This window comes from Pseudarthrobacter sp. NS4, from assembly GCF_024758005.1.
In the GTDB taxonomy this organism is placed as follows: Bacteria; Actinomycetota; Actinomycetes; order Actinomycetales; family Micrococcaceae; genus Arthrobacter.
Genome location: NZ_CP103288.1, coordinates 1,041,277 through 1,059,473 on the forward strand (window position 1 = coordinate 1,041,277; position 18,197 = coordinate 1,059,473).

Consider the following 18,197-nt stretch of genomic DNA (forward strand, 5'->3'; position numbering starts at 1 on the left):
GCATAATGGGGGCCATGCGACGGACTGTTTGGGGGATGCTCGCCGCCCTTTTCGTGGTGGCCGCCACAGCGTGCACCGTAACCACGGAGGACCCCGGCTACGTGCCGCCGCCGCCACCCGCTCCGATGGAACAACTGGAAAAGGCGGGGCTGGCCAACCCGCAGGACTTTTCCAACGGCGAGGACGTACTCTCCTTCATCACCGATGACCGCAGCGTTGCGTGCTCGCTGACGTCCGCCCGCGGGGAGCACCTGAACCTTCCGTATGAAATGAACAGTTTCAGCGACACCGCGAACAACAGACTGGCGACAGTTCCCGTGGCCCACTGCCAACTGGCCAGGTACCCGAAACCCGGCCCCGACGACGTCGTGGATGACTGCGCCGGAACCAACCTCGGCTATCTGGGCGGGGTTGCCCTGGTGACGCCTGAAGACGCAAGGTACGGTGAATGCCGCTCGGGCGTCACACGAATGGAGGCAACGTACGGGCCGAACGGCAAAAAAACTGGAGCGCTTACACAGCTGCCCGTCCTGGCAGAGGGGCAGAACCTCGAACGCAACGGACTCCGCTGTTCCGCCTACAACGGGGGCGTGGCATGCGGAAACGTCTCAGCCGGCGTCGGTTTCTTTGTTTCACCCGAGCGTTACGAGCTGGTGGCCCCACCGGCTGCCGGTGCCCCGCCCCCGCCGGCGGAGGCCTCAAAATCCCCGTAATTCCGCGGTTTTTCTACGCCTCATAGAATAGTGTCCTTACTCACATAAGCGGTAGTCTGGGACGGCCCGGTCCCTCCAAAGGACTAGAGTTCCCAATGGAGCATTACGCCGCGTGGCTCGTTTCCAGACAGGCCGCCGGTGCATGCATTCCGCAGCCCGGTCATCGTCTCCGATGGTGTCCGACTGTACAGAAACTACTTCGACGTAGAAGGACACTAAACCGTGGACCTGTTTGAATACCAGGCGCGCGATATGTTCGAGGCGCACGGTGTACCCGTGCTTGCCGGCATCGTGGCGCACACCCCAGAAGAAGCAAAGGCAGCTGCCGAGAAGATCGGCGGCGTAACCGTCGTCAAGGCACAGGTCAAGGCCGGCGGCCGCGGCAAGGCCGGCGGCGTGAAGGTCGCAAAGTCCGCCGACGAGGCACTGGAGCACGCAACCAACATCCTGGGCATGGACATCAAGGGCCACACTGTCAAAAAGGTGATGATTGCCCAGGGTGCGGATATCGCCGAGGAATACTACTTCTCCGTCCTGCTGGACCGGGCCAACCGCAACTACCTGGCCATGTGCTCTGTTGAGGGCGGCATGGACATCGAGCAGCTCGCCGTCGAACGTCCCGAGGCGCTGGCCAAGGTCGCCATCGACCCCGCCGTGGGCATCGACCAGGCCAAGGCCGACGAAATCGTCGCAACCGCAGGCTTCGCTGAGGAACTGCGCGGCAAGGTGGCCGCCGTTATCCTCAAGCTCTGGGACGTCTTCAAGAAGGAAGACGCAACCCTCGTCGAGGTCAACCCGCTGGTCAAGACCGGCGCCGGCGAAATCGTCGCCCTGGACGGCAAGGTCTCCCTCGACGAAAACGCCGACTTCCGCCACGCCAAGCACGCCCTGCTCGAAGACAAGGACGCTGCCGATCCGCTCGAGGCCAAGGCAAAGGCGCAGGACCTCAACTACGTCAAGCTGGACGGCGAAGTGGGCATCATCGGCAACGGTGCAGGCCTGGTCATGTCCACCCTCGATGTCGTCGCCTACGCCGGCGAGAGCCACGGCAATGTCAAGCCCGCCAACTTCCTGGACATCGGCGGCGGAGCCTCCGCTGAGGTCATGGCTGCCGGCCTCGACGTCATCCTCGGCGACGAGCAGGTCAAATCCGTCTTCGTCAACGTCTTCGGTGGCATCACCGCATGCGACGCCGTTGCCAAGGGCATCGTCGGCGCGCTGGCCGAGCTCGGCCACTCGGCGAACAAGCCGCTGGTAGTCCGCCTCGACGGCAACAACGTTGAGGAAGGCCGCCGCATCCTGGCCGAGGCCAACCACCCGCTGGTTACCCTGGCCGCAACCATGGACGAGGGCGCCGACAAGGCCGCCGAGCTCGCCAACGCAGCTAAGTAAAGGGACAGCCACATGTCTATCTATCTGAACAAGGACTCCAAGGTCATCGTCCAGGGCATCACCGGCGGCGAAGGCACCAAGCACACCGCCCTGATGCTGAAGGCCGGCACCAACATCGTTGGCGGCGTCAACGCCCGCAAGGCCGGCACCACGGTCCTGCACGGCGAGACCGAAATCAACGTCTACGGCACCGTCAAGGAAGCCATGGCAGAAACCGGCGCCGACGTCTCCATCGTCTTCGTGCCGCCGGCATTCACCAAGAACGCTGTTGTCGAAGCCATCGAGGCCGGCATCGGCCTGGTCGTCGTCATCACCGAAGGCGTGCCCGTCCAGGACTCCGCCGAATTCTGGGCCCTCGCCCAGTCCACGGTGGACGCGGACGGCAACCAGGTCACCCGCATCATCGGACCGAACTGCCCCGGCATCATCACCCCCGGCGAAGCGCTGGTGGGCATCACGCCGGCCAACATCACGGGCAAGGGCCCCATCGGCCTGGTTTCCAAGTCGGGCACCCTGACCTACCAGATGATGTACGAACTGCGCGACCTCGGCTTCTCCACCGCCATCGGCATCGGCGGCGACCCGATCATCGGCACCACCCACATCGACGCCCTGGCCGCGTTCGAGGCTGACCCCGAAACCAAGGCGATCGTGATGATCGGCGAAATCGGGGGCGACGCAGAAGAGCGCGCAGCCGACTTCATCAAGGCCAACGTCACCAAGCCGGTGGTTGGCTACGTTGCAGGCTTCACCGCGCCCGAAGGCAAGACCATGGGCCACGCCGGCGCCATCGTCTCCGGTTCCGCCGGAACTGCCCAAGCAAAGAAGGAAGCCCTCGAGGCTGCCGGCGTGAAGGTCGGCAAGACGCCGTCCGAGACCGCCACACTGCTGCGCGAGGTTTACGCAGCCCTCTAGGCTCTACGCACAAAACAACGCGGGGTCACTTCCCGCCCATTCCGGAAGCTTGGATGGGCGGGAAGTGACCCCGCGTTGCTGTTTAAAGTACGACGACGGGTGGTTCCCTTTCCCAGGAAAGCGACCACCCGTCGTCGTACTTTTCCTGTTTTTCACACCTTGGCGCCGCTGAGCAGTTCGTCCAACCGCTCGTAGCCTTCGGTCATGCCGCCTTCCATGCCGGACTGTGCCATGCCGTCGCGGGCCTCCAGGGTCGGGTAGACAGAGTGGCCCCGCAGCCGGCACCGCCCGTTTCCGAGGTCCTCAAATGTCATGAACTCCAGGCTGACCACGTCAGGGTACCCGCCGAACTCAAAGGTCTGGATGGCGAACTCGTTGTCGCGCACCGTATGGAAGATGCCCTTGAACTCGTAGGCCACACCGTCCGGCCCGGTGTGCAGGTAGCTGTAGCTGCCGCCCGTTCGGAAATCGTAGTGGTCGAGGTCCATCTTCATGCCCCGCGGGCCCAGCCACTGGACGATCAGGTCCGGTTCCTTGTGGGCGCGGAAGACAGCCGGGACGGGAAAATCGAACTCACGCTCGTAGTCGATGAAGGGAAGGCCTTCGGGGACGGTGAGTTTCAGGGGATTGGTCATCGGTTTTCCTTTGCCTTGGCGCCGCTTTGCCCGGCGCTGGATTGAAGCACGGCATCGAGGCTGCGGAACTGCTCCTCGCGGACCAACCTGTACTGGTCAATCCATGCGGTGAGTGCCTCCAGCCGTGCGGGGTTCAGGTGGACGGGCCTTCGCTGGGCCTCCCTGGTACGGGTGACCAGCTGCGCCTGCTCAAGCACCTGGATGTGCTTCGAAACTGCCTGCTTGGAAATTTCGAAGGGTTCCGCCAGTTCATTGACGGTTGCCGGGCCCCGGCTGAGCCGGGCAATGATGCTTCGCCGGACGGGGTCGGCCAGGGCCATGAAGGCCGAGTCCAGTGCCGCGCTTTCGGAAACCATCGCTGCCTCGTAATCAACCAACTCGTTTATCAACGTCTTAGTTGTTTAAGAGTAAGACCATTCAGCGCCCTCCTCAATACCCCTTCCCCTCTTGTTTCCCTTGGCGGCGGTTTGTTAGTATGTCAGTACAAACTTTTGGAAGGAGAACTTAATGCCTCTTGTCCGTATCGACGTAAACGAAGGCCGTTCCGCGGAGGACCTGCAGCAACTCAGCCGGGGAATCCATGACGCGATCCTCGCCCAGTACGGCATTCCGGAGCGTGATTACTTCCATATCCTCACCGAGCACCCGCAGGGGCAGATCTTCGCCCAGGATGCGGGCCTGGGATTCGAGCGGAGCGGGGGAGTGGTGATGATCCAGATCTTTACCCAGGGCGGCCGCTCGCAGGAAGCAAAGCAGCGCCTGTTCGCTGCCGTCGCTGAAAAGCTTTCCGGGGTGGGGGTTGCGGGTGAGGATGTCTTCATTGGCTATGTGGAAAACACTGCGGGGGACTGGTCCTTCGGCTTCGGCCGGGCGCAGTACATGACGGGTGAACTGTCGGTCCCGAAGAAGTAGCTTTTCGGCTCCGTTCCAGAGTTGACGGAGACCGCAAAACTGCGATGTAAGTATGTCAGTACAAACCTTTGACAGGACATTGGATCTAGGGCAAAGTAGTGCCTGTGGCCTCCACCACGGCCTGCCAGTCCCGGAGCTCCTGATCCTCAAAGGAAGAGTTCCACACCAGAAAGGTCCACGATCACCGTGACCCACGAGCTTCTCACGATCGGGCGCATCAGCGTTGATATCTACCCGAACGATATTGGGGTGGACCTGGAGGACGTCACGTCCTTTGGGAAATACCTCGGCGGTTCCCCTTCCAATGTGGCTGTCGCCGCTGCCCGGCACGGCCGCCGCACAGGCGTTATTACCCGCACCGGGGACGACGCCTTCGGCAACTACCTGCACCGGGAACTGCGCAAGTTCAAGGTCGATGACGCCTTCGTGTCCCCCGTGAAGGAATACCCGACGGCGGTCACATTCTGCGCCATCAAGCCGCCCGAAGACTTTCCGCTGTACTTCTACGGCCGCTTTCCCACGGCACCGGACCTGCAGATCAAGGCCGACGAACTGGACCTGGACGCCATCCGCGACGCCGGGATCTTCTGGTCCACCGTGACCGGCCTGTGCCAGGAGCCCAGCCGGGAGGCCCACATCAGGGCGCACGAGGCACGTCCCCGGACCGGCCTGGCCGAAGGGCAGTTCACGATCCTTGACCTTGACTACCGGCCCATGTTCTGGGCATCGGAGGAAGAAGCCCGGGCCGAGGTTGCCAAGGTCCTGCCGCACGTGACCGTTGCAATCGGCAATGACAAGGAATGTGCCGTAGCGGTGGGCGAGGGCACTCCGGACGAGCAGGCCGACAGGCTGCTGGCCGCGGGCGTCGAGATCGCCGTCGTCAAGCTTGGCCCCGAGGGCGTGATGGCCAAGACCCGCACCGAGCGCGTCGTCTCCGCCCCCGTTCCGGTAGAGACCGTCAATGGCCTCGGCGCAGGTGACTCCTTCGGCGGCGCCTTCTGCCATGGACTTCTTTCCGGTTGGCCGCTGGCCCAGGTCCTGGATTACGCCAACGCCGCCGGCGCCATCGTGGCTTCCCGCCTTTCGTGCGCCGACGCTATGCCCACGCCGGACGAGGTCAACTCGCTGCTCGCCGAACGCGGCCGCGCCGTTCCGCAGCTTGCCACCGAAGGAGCAGCACTGTGACACTTACCCCTATTGCCTCCAACCAGGCACTCAATGACGACCCGCGCCGCTACGAGCACCTGAGCATCATCCGGCTCGAAGATCCGGAGGCAGTGGCACGCGCGGCCCGGTCGCGCCGCCGCCACCCGGGCGTAAAGTCCGGCCGGCAAAACTTCATCGTGGCGGCAGACCACCCGGCCCGTGGCGCCCTCGCCGTCGGAGATGACCCGGTGGCCATGGCAGACCGCCGCCAGCTCCTGGACCGGCTGCAGATTGCCTTGGCGAACCCGGCCGTTGACGGCGTCCTGGCGTCCCCCGACATCATGGATGACCTCCTGCTGCTCGGGGCGCTTGAGGGCAAACTGGTGTTCGGCTCCATGAACCGCGGCGGCCTCGCCGGCCTGGTCAACGAATTCGATGACCGGTTCACCGGCCATACCGCAGCAGCCCTGGAGGCCCTCGGGGCGGACGGCGGCAAGATGCTCACCCGCATATGCCTTGGCGATCCGGACACCGTCTCCATGCTGGAAGCCACCGCGAAGGCCATCGACTCGCTGGCCGAGCGCAAGCTGATTGCCATGGTGGAGCCGTTCCTCTCGATCCGCGAGAACGGGCGGGTGCGCAACGACCTGTCCACCAACGCCGTGATCAAATCCATCGCCATCGCCGAAGGCCTGGGATCCACCAGCGCCTATACCTGGATGAAGCTGCCCGTCGTTGCCGGGATGGAACGCGTCATGGCCGCGACCACCATGCCCACCGTGCTGCTGGGCGGCGACCCGGACGGGACCCAGGACGAGGTCTTCGCGACCTGGCAGGCCGCGCTGGCCCTGCCCGGCGTACAGGGCCTTACCGTGGGCCGCACCCTGCTCTACCCCTCGGACGGGGACGTCGCCGGCGCCGTCGCCACGGCTGCCTCGCTCCTTCACCACACCACTGAAGTATCGGAGTAACCTCCCATGGGAACTGCAACGCGCAGAATGACGGTGGCACAGGCCGTCGTTGAATACCTTTCCAAGCAGTACACGGTGGACCAGGTGGGCGACCGGGAATACCGCGAACGCCTGATCCCCGGCACATTCGGCATCTTCGGCCACGGCAACGTGGCAGGTGTGGGCCAGGCCCTGAAGCAGTACCAGCAGCTGGATCCCGCCATCATGCCCTACTACCAGGGCCGCAACGAGCAGGCCCAGGTCCACCAGGCGGTGGGGTACGCCCGGCATACCCGCCGCCGCCAGACCTTCGCCATCAGCACCTCGATTGGTCCCGGGTCCTCGAACCTGCTGACCGGTGCCGCGCTGGCCACCACCAACCGGCTGCCGGTCCTGTTGTTGCCGAGCGACACCTTCGCCACCCGCGCCGCAGACCCGGTGCTGCAGCAGCTGGAGCAGCCCTACGCCTACGACCTCACGGTCAATGACGCCTTCCGGCCGCTGTCCAGGTTCTTTGACCGCGTCAACCGGCCCGAGCAGCTGTTCTCGGCGTTCCACCACGGGCTCCGGGTCCTGACGGACCCCGCAGAGACCGGTGCGGTCACCATTTCGCTGCCACAGGACGTCCAGGCCGAGGCCTTCGACGTCCCGGCGGAGTTTTTGGCCGAGCGTGAGTGGCGTATTCGCCGCCCGGACGCGGACGACGACGACATCCGGCGCGCCGCCGACGCCATCCGGGCCGCAAGGCGGCCGCTGATCATCGCCGGTGGCGGTGTCCTGTACGCGTATGCAAACGAGGAACTCGCCAGGTTCGTCGAGCTGACCGGCATCCCGGTGGGCAACACCCAGGCCGGCGTCGGCGTGCTGCCCTGGGACCATCCGTTCTCCCTGGGAGCCATTGGTTCCACGGGTACGACGGCGGCGAACGCCATCGCTGCCGAGGCGGACCTGATCATTGGCATCGGCACGCGGTACGAGGACTTCACCACCGCCTCCCGGACCGCTTTCCAGAACCCCGACGTGAAGTTCATCAACATCAACGTCGCCCCGATCGATGCGTACAAGCACGGCACCACGCTGCCGATCGTGGCAGACGCCCGGAAGGCGCTGGTGAAGCTGAATGAGGCACTGGGCGGCTACCGCGTCGGCGCCGACCTTGAGGAGCAGGTGTCGGCCGAGAAGAAGCGCTGGGACGCCACCGTGGACGAGGCATTCGACACCCGGCACACCCCGCTGCCGGCACAGAACGAGATCATTGGCGCCACCAACCGGGCCATGGACGCCCGTGACGTGGTGATCTGCGCGGCCGGTTCACTGCCCGGGGACCTGCACAAGATGTGGCGCGTCCGGGACCCCTTCGGCTACCACGTCGAATATGCATACTCCTGCATGGGCTACGAAATTCCCGGCGGGCTGGGCGTCAAGCGCGCAGCCCTTGCGGAAGCGGTGGCAAGTACGACGGCGGCTGGTGGGGGCCGCGCGGACGTGCGGGACGTCGTCGTGATGGTGGGGGATGGCTCCTACCTGATGATGCACACCGAACTGGTCACCGCCGTCGCCGAACGCATCAAGCTGATCGTGGTCCTGATCCAGAACCACGGCTACGCCTCCATCGGCTCGCTCTCCGAGTCCCTCGGTTCACAGCGCTTCGGCACCCAGTACCGGTCGCTCAATGAGGAACAGCACAGCTTCGACGAAGGTGAAACCCTTCCGGTTGACCTGGCCCTGAACGCCGAATCCCTCGGCGTGAAGGTCATCCGGATCGAGCCGGGGGAGAAGGCCATCGCCGAGCTCGAACAGGCCATCCGTGACGCCAAAGCCGCACCGGAGCGCGGCGGACCCATCCTGATCCACGTCGAGTCCGACCCGCTCCTGGACGCCCCCAGCTCCGAATCATGGTGGGACGTTCCCGTCTCCCAGGTATCCGAACTGGACTCCACCCAGCAGGCCTACCAGACCTACACCGACCACAAGTCCCGCCAGCGCAAACTGCTCGGCTGACGCCGCCCTTTCCACCACTCAAGGAAGAGTCCCATGACTGCCACCACCGAGACCACCGTCATCAACCACTTCATCAATGGCGCCGAAACTGCCGGCGCGGGCGGGCGCACCACGTCCGTCTATAACCCTGCCACCGGCCAGGTCAGCGCAGAACTGCGCCTGGCCAACCGCGCCGACCTGGACGCCACCGTGGCCGCTGCCCGCAAGGCGGCCGATACTTGGGGCGATATCTCCCTGGCCAAGCGCACCGCGGTGCTGTTCAAGTTCCGCGAACTCGTCGCCGCCCACGTGGACGACCTCGCCGCCCTGATTACCGCCGAACACGGCAAGGTCATCTCCGACGCCAAGGGCGAAATTGGCCGCGGCCTGGAAGTCATCGAATACGCCTGCGGCATCCCCACGCTGCTCAAGGGCGACTACTCGGACCAGGTCTCCACCGGCATCGACGTGTTCAACTTCCGTGAACCCCTTGGCGTGGTGGCCGGCATCACCCCGTTCAACTTCCCGGTGATGGTGCCGCTGTGGATGGCGCCGATGGCGATCGCCACGGGCAACGCCTTCATCCTCAAGCCCTCCGAGCGGGACCCCTCCGCCTCCATGCTCCTGGCCAAGCTGTGGAAGGACGCCGGTCTGCCCGATGGGGTGTTCCAGGTCCTGCACGGCGACAAGGAAACCGTTGACGGGCTCCTGACCCACCCTGACGTGGACGGCATCTCCTTCGTCGGCTCCACGCCGATCGCCCAGTACGTCCACGAAACCGCCACGAAGCACGGCAAGCGCGTCCAGGCCCTGGGCGGTGCGAAGAACCACGCCATCGTCATGCCCGACGCGGACCTGGACAACGCCGCCGACCACCTGGCCGCCGCAGCCTTTGGTTCCGCAGGGGAGCGGTGCATGGCCATCTCCGTTGCCGTCGCCGTCGGAGACGCCGCGGACCTGATCGTCAAGAAGGTCGAAGAGCGCGCCCTGGCCGTGAAGGTCAACAACGGGACCGCTCCTGAGGCAGAGATGGGCCCGGTCATCACCCCGGCCTCCAAGGAGCGCATCGTCAGGATCGTCACGGAAGCAGAAGCCGCCGGCGCGGCCATGGTGGTTGACGGCCGCGACCTCGTGGTCCCCGGCCACGAGGACGGCTTTTGGGTTGGTCCCACCGTGATCGACCACGTCAAAACCGGAATGACTGCCTACACCGAGGAAATCTTCGGTCCCGTCCTCGTCGTGGTCCGCGTGGACAGCCTGGAAGACGGCATCAACCTCATCAACGCCAACCCCTACGGCAACGGGACCGCCATCTTCACCTCCTCCGGCGCCCACGCGCGCAAGTTCCAGCGCTCCGTCACCGTAGGCATGATCGGGATCAACGTGCCCTTGCCCGTCCCGGTGGCTTACCACTCCTTCGGCGGTTGGAAAGCCTCGCTGTTTGGCGACAAGCACATCTACGGCCCCGAAGGCGTGTCCTTCTACACCCGCGGCAAGGTCATCACCTCCCGCTGGCCCGAACCCACCCACGCCTCCGGCGCCTCCTACAACTTCCCGTCCAACTAGTCCCCACTGCCGCCCTCGCCCCCGCCCAGGAACCCTGCCGGGCGGGCCCCACCAGCAAAGAGAAAGACAACGCTGTCATGACTGAGAACAAGCTGATCATCGGCACCGCTCCGGACTCCTGGGGTGTCTGGTTCCCTGACGATCCCAAGCAGACCCCGTGGGAGCGCTTCCTGGACGAGGTGGCGGAATCCGGCTATAAGTGGATTGAGCTTGGCCCTTACGGCTACCTTCCCACCGATCCCGCGCGGCTGGCGGAGGAATTGAAGCAGCGCGACCTAAAGGTCACCGCCGGCACGGTGTTCACCGCCTTCCATCGCGGGCTTGACCAGTGGGAGACCGCCTGGGAGCCGGCCCGCAAGGTGGCCGAACTCACGGCAGCCTTGGGCGGCGAGCACATCGTGGTCATCCCGGCCATGTGGCGTGACGACGTTACGGGCGAGGCAGTGGAAAGCGGCACGCTGAGCGACAAAGCCTGGAGCGACTTGTTTACCGGCCACAACCGCCTGGGCAAGACCCTGCTGGAGGACTTTGGGCTGAAGCAGCAGTTCCATTCGCACGCCGATTCACACGTGGGTGCCCAGGAGGACATCGAAACGCTGCTCGGCGCAACGGATCCGAAGTACCTGAACCTGTGCCTGGACACCGGCCATGCCGAATACTGCGGTGCTTCCAGCCTGGAGCTGATCAAGAACTACCCGGACCGGATCGGCTACCTGCACCTGAAGCAGATCAACCCGGAGATCCTCAAGAAGGTCAACGAGGAAAACATGACCTGGGCCGCAGCCAACCTGGCCGGCGTGATGACCGAGCCGCCGAACGGACTGCCAGACCTGCGCGCCGTCATCGAAGCCGTGGAAGCGCTGGACCGCCCGATCTTCGGCATCGTGGAGCAGGACATGTACCCCGTCGCCTTCGACGTTCCCATGCCCATCGCCAAGCGCACCCGCAACTACCTGCTGTCCTGCGGTTCCCGCACCGCCGTCAGCTGACCGCATCCGTTTACAGACACCGAAGGACGAAACAATGACTGAAACCCTCCGCGTAGCCGTTATCGGCGCAGGGCGCATGGGCGCCGACCACATCCAGCGCCTCCACAAGCGCATCCACGGAGCCGAAGTTGCCGCCGTCGTTGACGTGGACCTGGCCCGTGCACAGGCCGCCATCGAGGGCATTCCGGGCGCTGTTGCCCTGGCCGACGCCGAGGAAGCCCTTAACAACGGCGACGTCAATGCGGTACTGATTGCCACCCCCGGCTTCCTGCACGAGGACATCCTGCTGAAGGCGCTCGCCAAGGACATCCCGATCCTCTGCGAAAAGCCGCTGACCCCGGACGCCGAATCCTCCTGGAACGTTGTCCAGGCCGAGGTGGCTTTGGGCCGCAAGCGCATCCAGGTGGGCTTCATGCGCCGCTTCGACGCCGAATATGCGGCGCTCGGCCAAATCATCCGCGACCACGAGCTGGGCGAGCTGCTCATGCTGCACCACCAGCACCGCAACCCCACCACGCCGGTTGGCTTCACGAACGAAATGCTGATCCACGACTCCGTGGTGCACGAGTTTGATGCCATCCGCTTCTTCACGGGCGAGGAAATCACCAGCATCCAGGTCCGCCTGGGCAAGGCCACCAGGAACGCCCCGGCCGGCCAGCACGATCCACAGCACGTCCTGATCGAGACCGAATCGGGCGTCCTGGCCGACGTTGAGATTTATGTCAACGCCAAGTTCGGCTATGAAGTGGCTACCCAGGCATCCTTCGAAGAAGGCGTCGTCAGCATCGGCGGCGACAAGGGTCCCTACACCCGCAGCGCCGGCCGCTGGGGCGGAAACATCACCCCCGGCTTCGAGGAGCGTTTCGGCGCGGCGTACGACGTCGAAATCCAGTCATGGGTAGACGCGGCACGTAAGGGCGAAATTGGCGGCCCCTCCGCCTGGGACGGCTACGCCACTGCAGCCTGCTGCGAAGCGGGCGTCGAAGCACAGAAGAACGGCGAAAAGGTCGCTGTAAAGCTGGCCACAAAGCCCGACCTCTACAAGTAGCCACCCGGAGGAGTCTTTTCCCTTGAAAATCGCACTTGATCCTACGCCGTTCCACCACACCCACAGCCTGCTTGAGTTCCCTAAGGTGGTTGCGGACCTTGGCTACAAATACATGCAGATGACTCCGCACGCGGACTTCATCCCCTTCTACAACCACCCCAAAGCAGACGATGAACTGGTAGGCCAGCTGAGCAAGGCCTGCAAGGATGCGGGAATCGAAATCGCCTCAGTCTTGCCGGTGCTCCGCTGGTCCGGACCCGACGAGGACGCCCGCGAGGCAGCGGTCCGCTACTGGAAGCGTGCCATCCAGATCACGGTGGACCTCGGTGTCGGCACCATCAACACCGAGTTCAGCGGCAGGCCGGAAAAAGCCGAAGAGTCCGAGCAGGCCTTCTACCGTTCCATGGAGGAACTGCTGCCGATCATCGAGCGTGAGGGCATCGACCTGCTGATCGACCCGCACCCGGACGACTTCGTGGAGGAAGGCCTCGCCGCCATCCGCATGATCCGCGGGCTCAACTCGAAGAACGTTGGCATGGTGTACGTGGCCTCGCACAGCTTCCACATGAAGAACGCGCCGCTGGACATCATGCGGGCGGCGGGGGACAGGTTGCGGCTGGTCCACGTGGCCGACACCATGAACCACCATGCCTCGCACGGGCTCCGTTACATCACCAACCCGCCGGGCAACCCCGTCCGTGTCCACCAGCACCTGAAAATCGGCGACGGCGACGTCAACTGGGACGAGTTCTTCGGCGGCCTGAAGGAAATCGGCTTCCTGGACCGGGACGATACCGTCATGGTTTCCAGCGTCTTCGCCGAGGACGAAAACGCGGAGGACGTCTCCCGATACCAGCTGGAGACCATGCAGCAGTATGTCCGGAAGGCCAATGCATGAGTGGCCCTGCTCCTGCTGCCACCACCGTCAAGGCTCCGGCCAACCATAAGAAGGCGCTCCGTACGGTCACCATCATCTCCACGTTCGGCGGCCTGCTCTTCGGCTACGACACCGGCGTGATCAACGGCGCCCTGCCGTACATGCAGGAGGACCTGGGGCTCACGCCGCTGACCGAGGGCCTGGTCACCTCATCCCTGCTGTTCGGTGCAGCCTTTGGTGCCCTGTTCGGAGGCCGGCTGGCTGACCGCAACGGCCGGCGCAAGATGATCATGGTCCTGGCGGTCGTCTTCCTGCTGGGAACGCTCGCCTGCACCTTCGCGCCGAACACGGAGGTGATGATCGCCGCCAGGTTCGTACTGGGCCTTGCCGTGGGCGGCGCGTCCGTGACCGTTCCCGTTTACCTCGCGGAGGTGTCTCCCAGTGCGCGCCGCGGCAGGATCGTCACGCAGAACGAGCTGATGATCGTCACCGGCCAGCTGCTGGCCTTCATCTTCAACGCCTACCTCGGGAACACCTTCGGGGAAGCCGGCGGCATCTGGCGGTGGATGCTGGTCATTGCAACGCTCCCCGCGATCGTGCTGTGGATCGGTATGAATTTCATGCCGGAAAGCCCGCGCTGGCTGGCTTCGATGGGCAGCTTCGGCGAAACGCTCAGCGTGCTGCAGCGCATCCGGTCCCAGGCCGATGCGCGGACAGAGTTCGAAGAGGTCAAAGCGATGGCCGTGGAGGACTACAAGTCCAAGATGGGCTCGTGGAAGGACCTGAGCATTCCGTGGCTGCGCCGGATCTTTGTGGTGGGCCTGGGCCTGGCCGTAATCCAGCAGATCACCGGTGTGAACTCCATCATGTACTACGGCACCCAGATCCTCTCGCAGTCCGGTTTCGGCCGGGAAGCAGCCCTGACGGCCAACATTGCCAACGGCGTGATCTCGGTGCTCGCCACCTTCGTGGGCATCTGGCTGCTGGGCAAGGTGGGCCGCCGGCGGATGCTGATCACCGGACAGGTGGGAACGACGTCGGCCCTGCTGCTGATTGGCCTGTTCTCGCTGATCCTGCCGGAAGGCCCTTCCCGCGGTTTCGTCATCCTGTCCCTCACGGTCACCTTCCTGGCCTTCCAGCAGGGAGCCATCTCGCCTGTGACATGGCTGATGCTTTCCGAGATCTTTCCCCTGAAGATGCGCGGCCTGGGCATGGGGGCTTCCGTCTTCGTGCTGTGGATCGTGAACTTCCTGGTTGGCTTCGGCTTCCCGCAGCTCCTGGCCGCCATCGGGCTGTCCAACACGTTCTTCGTATTTGCCGTGTTGGGGGTGGGCGCCATCGCCTTCGCCGCCAAGTATGTTCCGGAAACCAGGGGCAAGAGCCTGGAGGACCTGGAGCACTACTTCAAGAATGTGGCGGGAGCGAAACCGGAAGCCGTCGCAAGCGGAGCTAACCATTAGCCCAAGTTAAGTCTCGAAACCCGCTGGGGGCACCGTCGTCGAATCCGATAACGGTGCCCCTTTTGACTGTTTTCCGGACAGGGTCAGTAGCCGTGTGCCGTGGAGTTCGCGGGATTTCACAGGCATCTGCGCGTAACTTACGTGAGTACATACTAATGTCAGGACAAAGTCTTGACATGTGTGGTTCAAATCACCATGATCGATGTAGGCGTATCCGTTGGCTGCACAGTGGCAGTCCGGAGCTATATCAAAGGAGATACACGTGGCTAGATTCTCTTGGCGTAAAGCAGCACTTGTAGCGGCTATCGTGCCGATGCTGGCAATGAGTGCATGCTCTAGCACCGGAGGCAGGACCGAGGAGGCCGGCGGCGGAGCCGGCGGTGGCCAGGTAGCTACAACAGAACGCATGAAGGTTGCCCTTATCACCCACGCCGCTCCCGGCGACACCTTCTGGGACATCCTCCGCAAGGGTGCCGAAGAAGCGGCTGCCAAGGACAACGTGGAGCTGCTCTACACCTCCGACCCTGAGGGTGGCCGCCAGGCCCAGCTGATCCAGCAGGCCATTGACTAGAAAGTAGAGGGGATCGCCGTCACCCTGGCCAAGCCGGATGCACTTAAGGACGCCTTGAAGAAAGCTACCGAGGCCGGCATTCCCGTCGTCAGCCTGAACTCCGGCGCCGATGTCTGGCAGCAGGCAGGCGCTTTCACCCACTTCGGATCGGATGAGAACCTCGCGGGCGCCGCCGTCGGGGAAAAGCTGGCCTCGCTGGGAGCCAAGCGCCCCATCTGCGTGATCATGGAACAAGGCAACGTGGCCCTGGATTCCCGCTGCGCCGGCGTCAAGTCCAAGATCCCGGCCACCGAGAACCTGTTTGTCCAGGGAACCGACATGACCCAGGTTTCCTCAACGGTCACGGCAAAGCTGCAGGCCACCCCTGATGCAGACGCCATCATCGGTCTGGGTGCACCCTTCACGTTGACCATCAATAAGGCAGTGGAAAGCCTGGGCCTGACGGACAAGGTCAAGGTTGCCTCCTTTGACATGAACGGTGACCTGGCCCAGGCCATCATCGACGGCAAGGTGGCCTTCACCGTCGATCAGCAGCCGTGGCTCCAGGGCTATGGCGCCATCGACGCCCTCTGGCAGGTCAAGAGGGGCGGCATCCACGTAGGTGGCGGGCTTCCGGTACTGACCGGCCCGTCGATCATTGATCAGGCAGCAGCTCCTGACGTCCTCAAGTTCGCCAAGGAAGGCATCCGCTAAGGATGCTTTGAGCCGGGTTCCGGGGCCCTTGCGGCTCCGGAACCCGCCCTAGCAGGAGAAAACCCCATGACTCAGACCCTAACCAAGACCTCCCTCCCCGTGACCGATGAACGAGTCGGTAAGCGCAACCCCCTGCAGAAACTGCTTGGCCGCCCTGAGGTCGGCGCACTGGTAGGCGCAATCGTCCTCTTCGTTTTCTTCGCCGCAGTTTCCCCGACGTTCCTGCAGCCTTCGTCTTTCGCCACCGTGCTGTATGGCAGCTCAACCATCGGAATCATGGCGGTCGGGGTCGCACTGCTCATGATCGGCGGTGAGTTCGACCTTTCCACAGGTGTCGCCGTCATCACTTCGGCACTTACTGCCTCGATGTTCAGCTGGTACTTCAGCACCAACGTCTGGGTGGGCGTGGCCCTGGCGCTGCTGGTTTCCCTGGCCATCGGATACATCAATGGCTGGATCCTGATGAAGACCAAACTGCCCAGCTTCATTGTCACGCTGGCCACGTTCCTGATGCTGACCGGCCTGAACCTGGGCCTGACCCGCATGATCGGCGGCGGGGTGTCTTCCCCCTCGATCTCGGATATGGATGGCTTCGCCTCCGCCCGCGCGGTGTTCGCGTCATCAGTGACGATCGGCGGAATCGATGTCCAGATCACGGTATTCATCTGGATTGCCCTGGTGGCAGTGGCCACCTGGGTGCTGATGCGGACCCGGGTAGGCAACTGGATTTTCGCCGTGGGCGGTGACTCGAACGCAGCACGCGCCGTAGGCGTTCCCGTGAAGGCCACCAAGATCGGGCTGTTCATGGGTGTTGGTTTCTGCGGCTGGATCCTGGGCATGCATAACCTTTTCGCCTTCGACGCGGTGCAGTCCGGTGAGGGCGTAGGAAACGAGTTCCTGTACATCATTGCCGCCGTCATCGGGGGATGCCTCCTGACCGGCGGTTATGGTTCGGCAATAGGCGGCGCGATCGGCGCGTTCATCTTCGGCATGGCCAACAAGGGCATCGTCTACGCGCAGTGGAATCCGGACTGGTTCAAGTTTTTCCTGGGCCTGATGCTGCTGCTCGCCACCATCGTCAACCTCATCGTCAAGCGCCGCGCGGAACTGAAGTAAGGGGTCCGGAGAATGAATGCCCAGAAGATCGACCAGCAAACCCTGCTGCAGAATGAAAAAGATCCACTCACCCACACGCCGGTGCACCTGCTTTCACTTGATGGCGTCGGTAAGCACTACGGCAACATCGTGGCGCTTCGGGATGTCACCATGGCAGTCGATAACGGCCGTGTCACCTGCGTTCTCGGTGACAACGGTGCCGGCAAGTCCACGCTCATCAAGATCATCGCCGGACTGCACCAGCATGACGCAGGAACGCTGAACATCATGGGCGAGGAGCGGAAGTTCGATTCGCCCCGTGATGCCCTGGACGCAGGTATTGCCACCGTCTACCAGGACCTCGCCGTTGTGCCCCTGATGCCGATCTGGCGCAACTTCTTCCTGGGTTCCGAGCTGACCAGCGGCTTCGGACCCTTCAAGAGCATGGATGTCCAGCAAATGAAGGACATCACCAAGAAGGAACTCGCGGAAATGGGCATTGACCTCCGCGACGTGGAACAGCCCATCGGCCAGCTCTCCGGCGGTGAACGCCAATGTGTGGCCATCGCCCGGGCTGTCTACTTCGGCGCCAAGGTCCTCATTCTGGACGAGCCGACGGCGGCGCTCGGCGTGAAGCAGTCCGGCGTGGTTTTGCGCTACATCCTCCAGGCCAGGGACCGTGGACTCGGGGTCATCTTCATCACCCACAACCCGCACCACGCCTTCCCTGTGGGGGACCGGTTCCTGCTGCTCAAGCGGGGCAAATCGATCGGCTACTACGACAAGAAAGACATCACCCTGGACGAACTCACCGCGCAGATGGCAGGTGGGGCGGAACTCGCCGAGCTTGCGCACGAACTGGAACAGCTCGGCGGACACGGCGACGTCGTCAAGGAAGTGCAGGCAGAGGTCGCGGACGTGACCCACACTGCAGAGACGACAAAGGAAAGCAGCCCCCGGCACGCCTAGCATGGACCGAACCGGGGGCCTGCCGGAAAACCGGACGGGCCCCCGCCCGCCATGCCAGGGCTCAGAAGGTAACCACGGGCAGACGGGAAAAATCATGCCGATCCGGGTTGGTGTCATCGGCGCCGGCGCCATGGGCGCAGACCACATCAGGAACCTCTCCACCGCCATCAGCGGGGCCGAAGTCAGCTCGCACCACCACCGATCCCTCCGAGCTCATTAATTCGAGCGAGGTGGACGTGGTGGTTGTGGCCCCTCATGACTCGACGCACGCCGGCCTGGCCCTGCA

General features: G+C 63.8%; 16 protein-coding genes and 2 pseudogenes. 16 read left to right on the forward strand and 2 right to left on the reverse strand.

Annotation, left to right across the window (positions count from 1 at the left end):
* Positions 1-5: 5 nt before the first annotated feature.
* The 3 genes from NXY83_RS04925 (at position 6) to sucD (ending at position 3,020) form a co-directional block, all read left to right on the forward strand.
* Complete coding sequence (locus tag NXY83_RS04925) at positions 6-713, forward strand: hypothetical protein (RefSeq protein ID WP_258804973.1); 708 nt, start codon at positions 6-8, stop codon at positions 711-713.
* 222 nt (positions 714-935) lie between these two features.
* A complete protein-coding gene (sucC, locus tag NXY83_RS04930; protein ID WP_258804974.1) occupies positions 936-2,105 on the forward strand; it encodes an ADP-forming succinate--CoA ligase subunit beta in 1,170 nt (389 codons plus the stop codon).
* 12 nt (positions 2,106-2,117) lie between these two features.
* Positions 2,118-3,020 carry a succinate--CoA ligase subunit alpha gene (sucD, locus tag NXY83_RS04935; protein WP_258804975.1) on the forward strand — a complete coding sequence of 301 codons (903 nt, stop codon included), beginning with the start codon at positions 2,118-2,120 and terminating at the stop codon, positions 3,018-3,020.
* A 152-nt stretch (positions 3,021-3,172) separates the two neighbouring features.
* Here the strand turns inward: sucD and NXY83_RS04940 are convergent, their stop codons facing one another.
* Together NXY83_RS04940 and NXY83_RS04945 are read right to left on the reverse strand one after the other, a co-directional pair.
* Positions 3,173-3,655 (reverse strand): SRPBCC family protein, encoded by a 483-nt coding sequence (locus NXY83_RS04940; RefSeq protein ID WP_258804976.1) that lies wholly within the window; start codon positions 3,653-3,655, stop codon positions 3,173-3,175.
* Entirely contained in the window at positions 3,652-4,011 is a 360-nt protein-coding gene (locus NXY83_RS04945; RefSeq protein ID WP_258804978.1) for an ArsR/SmtB family transcription factor, read from the reverse strand. Before NXY83_RS04945 ends, NXY83_RS04940 begins: the two co-directional genes overlap by 4 nt.
* A gap of 151 nt (positions 4,012-4,162) precedes the next feature.
* Here NXY83_RS04945 and NXY83_RS04950 point away from each other — a divergent pair, with 151 nt between their 5' ends.
* From NXY83_RS04950 to NXY83_RS05010, 13 genes and pseudogenes are all read left to right on the forward strand, one after another.
* Complete coding sequence (locus NXY83_RS04950) at positions 4,163-4,567, forward strand: tautomerase family protein (RefSeq protein WP_258804980.1); 405 nt, start codon at positions 4,163-4,165, stop codon at positions 4,565-4,567.
* A gap of 186 nt (positions 4,568-4,753) precedes the next feature.
* Positions 4,754-5,752 carry a 5-dehydro-2-deoxygluconokinase gene (iolC, locus tag NXY83_RS04955; protein ID WP_258804981.1) on the forward strand — a complete coding sequence of 333 codons (999 nt, stop codon included), beginning with the start codon at positions 4,754-4,756 and terminating at the stop codon, positions 5,750-5,752.
* Positions 5,749-6,684: a Cgl0159 family (beta/alpha)8-fold protein gene (locus tag NXY83_RS04960; protein WP_258804982.1), complete on the forward strand. Its 936-nt coding sequence runs from the start codon at positions 5,749-5,751 to the stop codon at positions 6,682-6,684. The genes iolC and NXY83_RS04960 overlap by 4 nt, the downstream gene beginning before the upstream one ends.
* Positions 6,685-6,690: 6 nt before the next feature.
* Complete coding sequence (gene iolD / locus NXY83_RS04965) at positions 6,691-8,664, forward strand: 3D-(3,5/4)-trihydroxycyclohexane-1,2-dione acylhydrolase (decyclizing) (protein ID WP_258804983.1); 1,974 nt, start codon at positions 6,691-6,693, stop codon at positions 8,662-8,664.
* A gap of 33 nt (positions 8,665-8,697) precedes the next feature.
* Positions 8,698-10,209 carry a CoA-acylating methylmalonate-semialdehyde dehydrogenase gene (locus NXY83_RS04970; protein WP_258804984.1) on the forward strand — a complete coding sequence of 504 codons (1,512 nt, stop codon included), beginning with the start codon at positions 8,698-8,700 and terminating at the stop codon, positions 10,207-10,209.
* 77 nt (positions 10,210-10,286) lie between these two features.
* Positions 10,287-11,198, forward strand: coding sequence for a sugar phosphate isomerase/epimerase family protein (locus NXY83_RS04975; RefSeq protein ID WP_258804985.1), 912 nt, complete (start codon positions 10,287-10,289; stop codon positions 11,196-11,198).
* A gap of 34 nt (positions 11,199-11,232) precedes the next feature.
* Positions 11,233-12,246, forward strand: coding sequence for a Gfo/Idh/MocA family protein (locus tag NXY83_RS04980; RefSeq protein ID WP_258804986.1), 1,014 nt, complete (start codon positions 11,233-11,235; stop codon positions 12,244-12,246).
* A 22-nt stretch (positions 12,247-12,268) separates the two neighbouring features.
* The gene (locus NXY83_RS04985; RefSeq protein ID WP_258804987.1) at positions 12,269-13,144 is read left to right on the forward strand and encodes a sugar phosphate isomerase/epimerase family protein; all 876 of its coding nucleotides are present in this window, start codon (positions 12,269-12,271) and stop codon (positions 13,142-13,144) included.
* A complete protein-coding gene (locus tag NXY83_RS04990) occupies positions 13,141-14,583 on the forward strand; it encodes a sugar porter family MFS transporter (protein ID WP_258804988.1) in 1,443 nt (480 codons plus the stop codon). Before NXY83_RS04985 ends, NXY83_RS04990 begins: the two co-directional genes overlap by 4 nt.
* Before the next feature lie 262 nt (positions 14,584-14,845).
* Positions 14,846-15,847 (forward strand): annotated as a pseudogene (locus tag NXY83_RS04995) (substrate-binding domain-containing protein).
* A 66-nt stretch (positions 15,848-15,913) separates the two neighbouring features.
* Positions 15,914-16,963, forward strand: a complete 1,050-nt coding sequence (locus NXY83_RS05000) for an ABC transporter permease (RefSeq protein ID WP_258804989.1) — start codon at positions 15,914-15,916, stop codon at positions 16,961-16,963.
* A gap of 12 nt (positions 16,964-16,975) precedes the next feature.
* The gene (locus tag NXY83_RS05005) at positions 16,976-17,911 is read left to right on the forward strand and encodes an ATP-binding cassette domain-containing protein (protein WP_258804990.1); all 936 of its coding nucleotides are present in this window, start codon (positions 16,976-16,978) and stop codon (positions 17,909-17,911) included.
* A gap of 94 nt (positions 17,912-18,005) precedes the next feature.
* A pseudogene (locus NXY83_RS05010) lies at positions 18,006-18,195 on the forward strand (inositol 2-dehydrogenase); the annotation flags it as partial.
* Between the last annotated feature and the right edge of the window lie 2 nt (positions 18,196-18,197).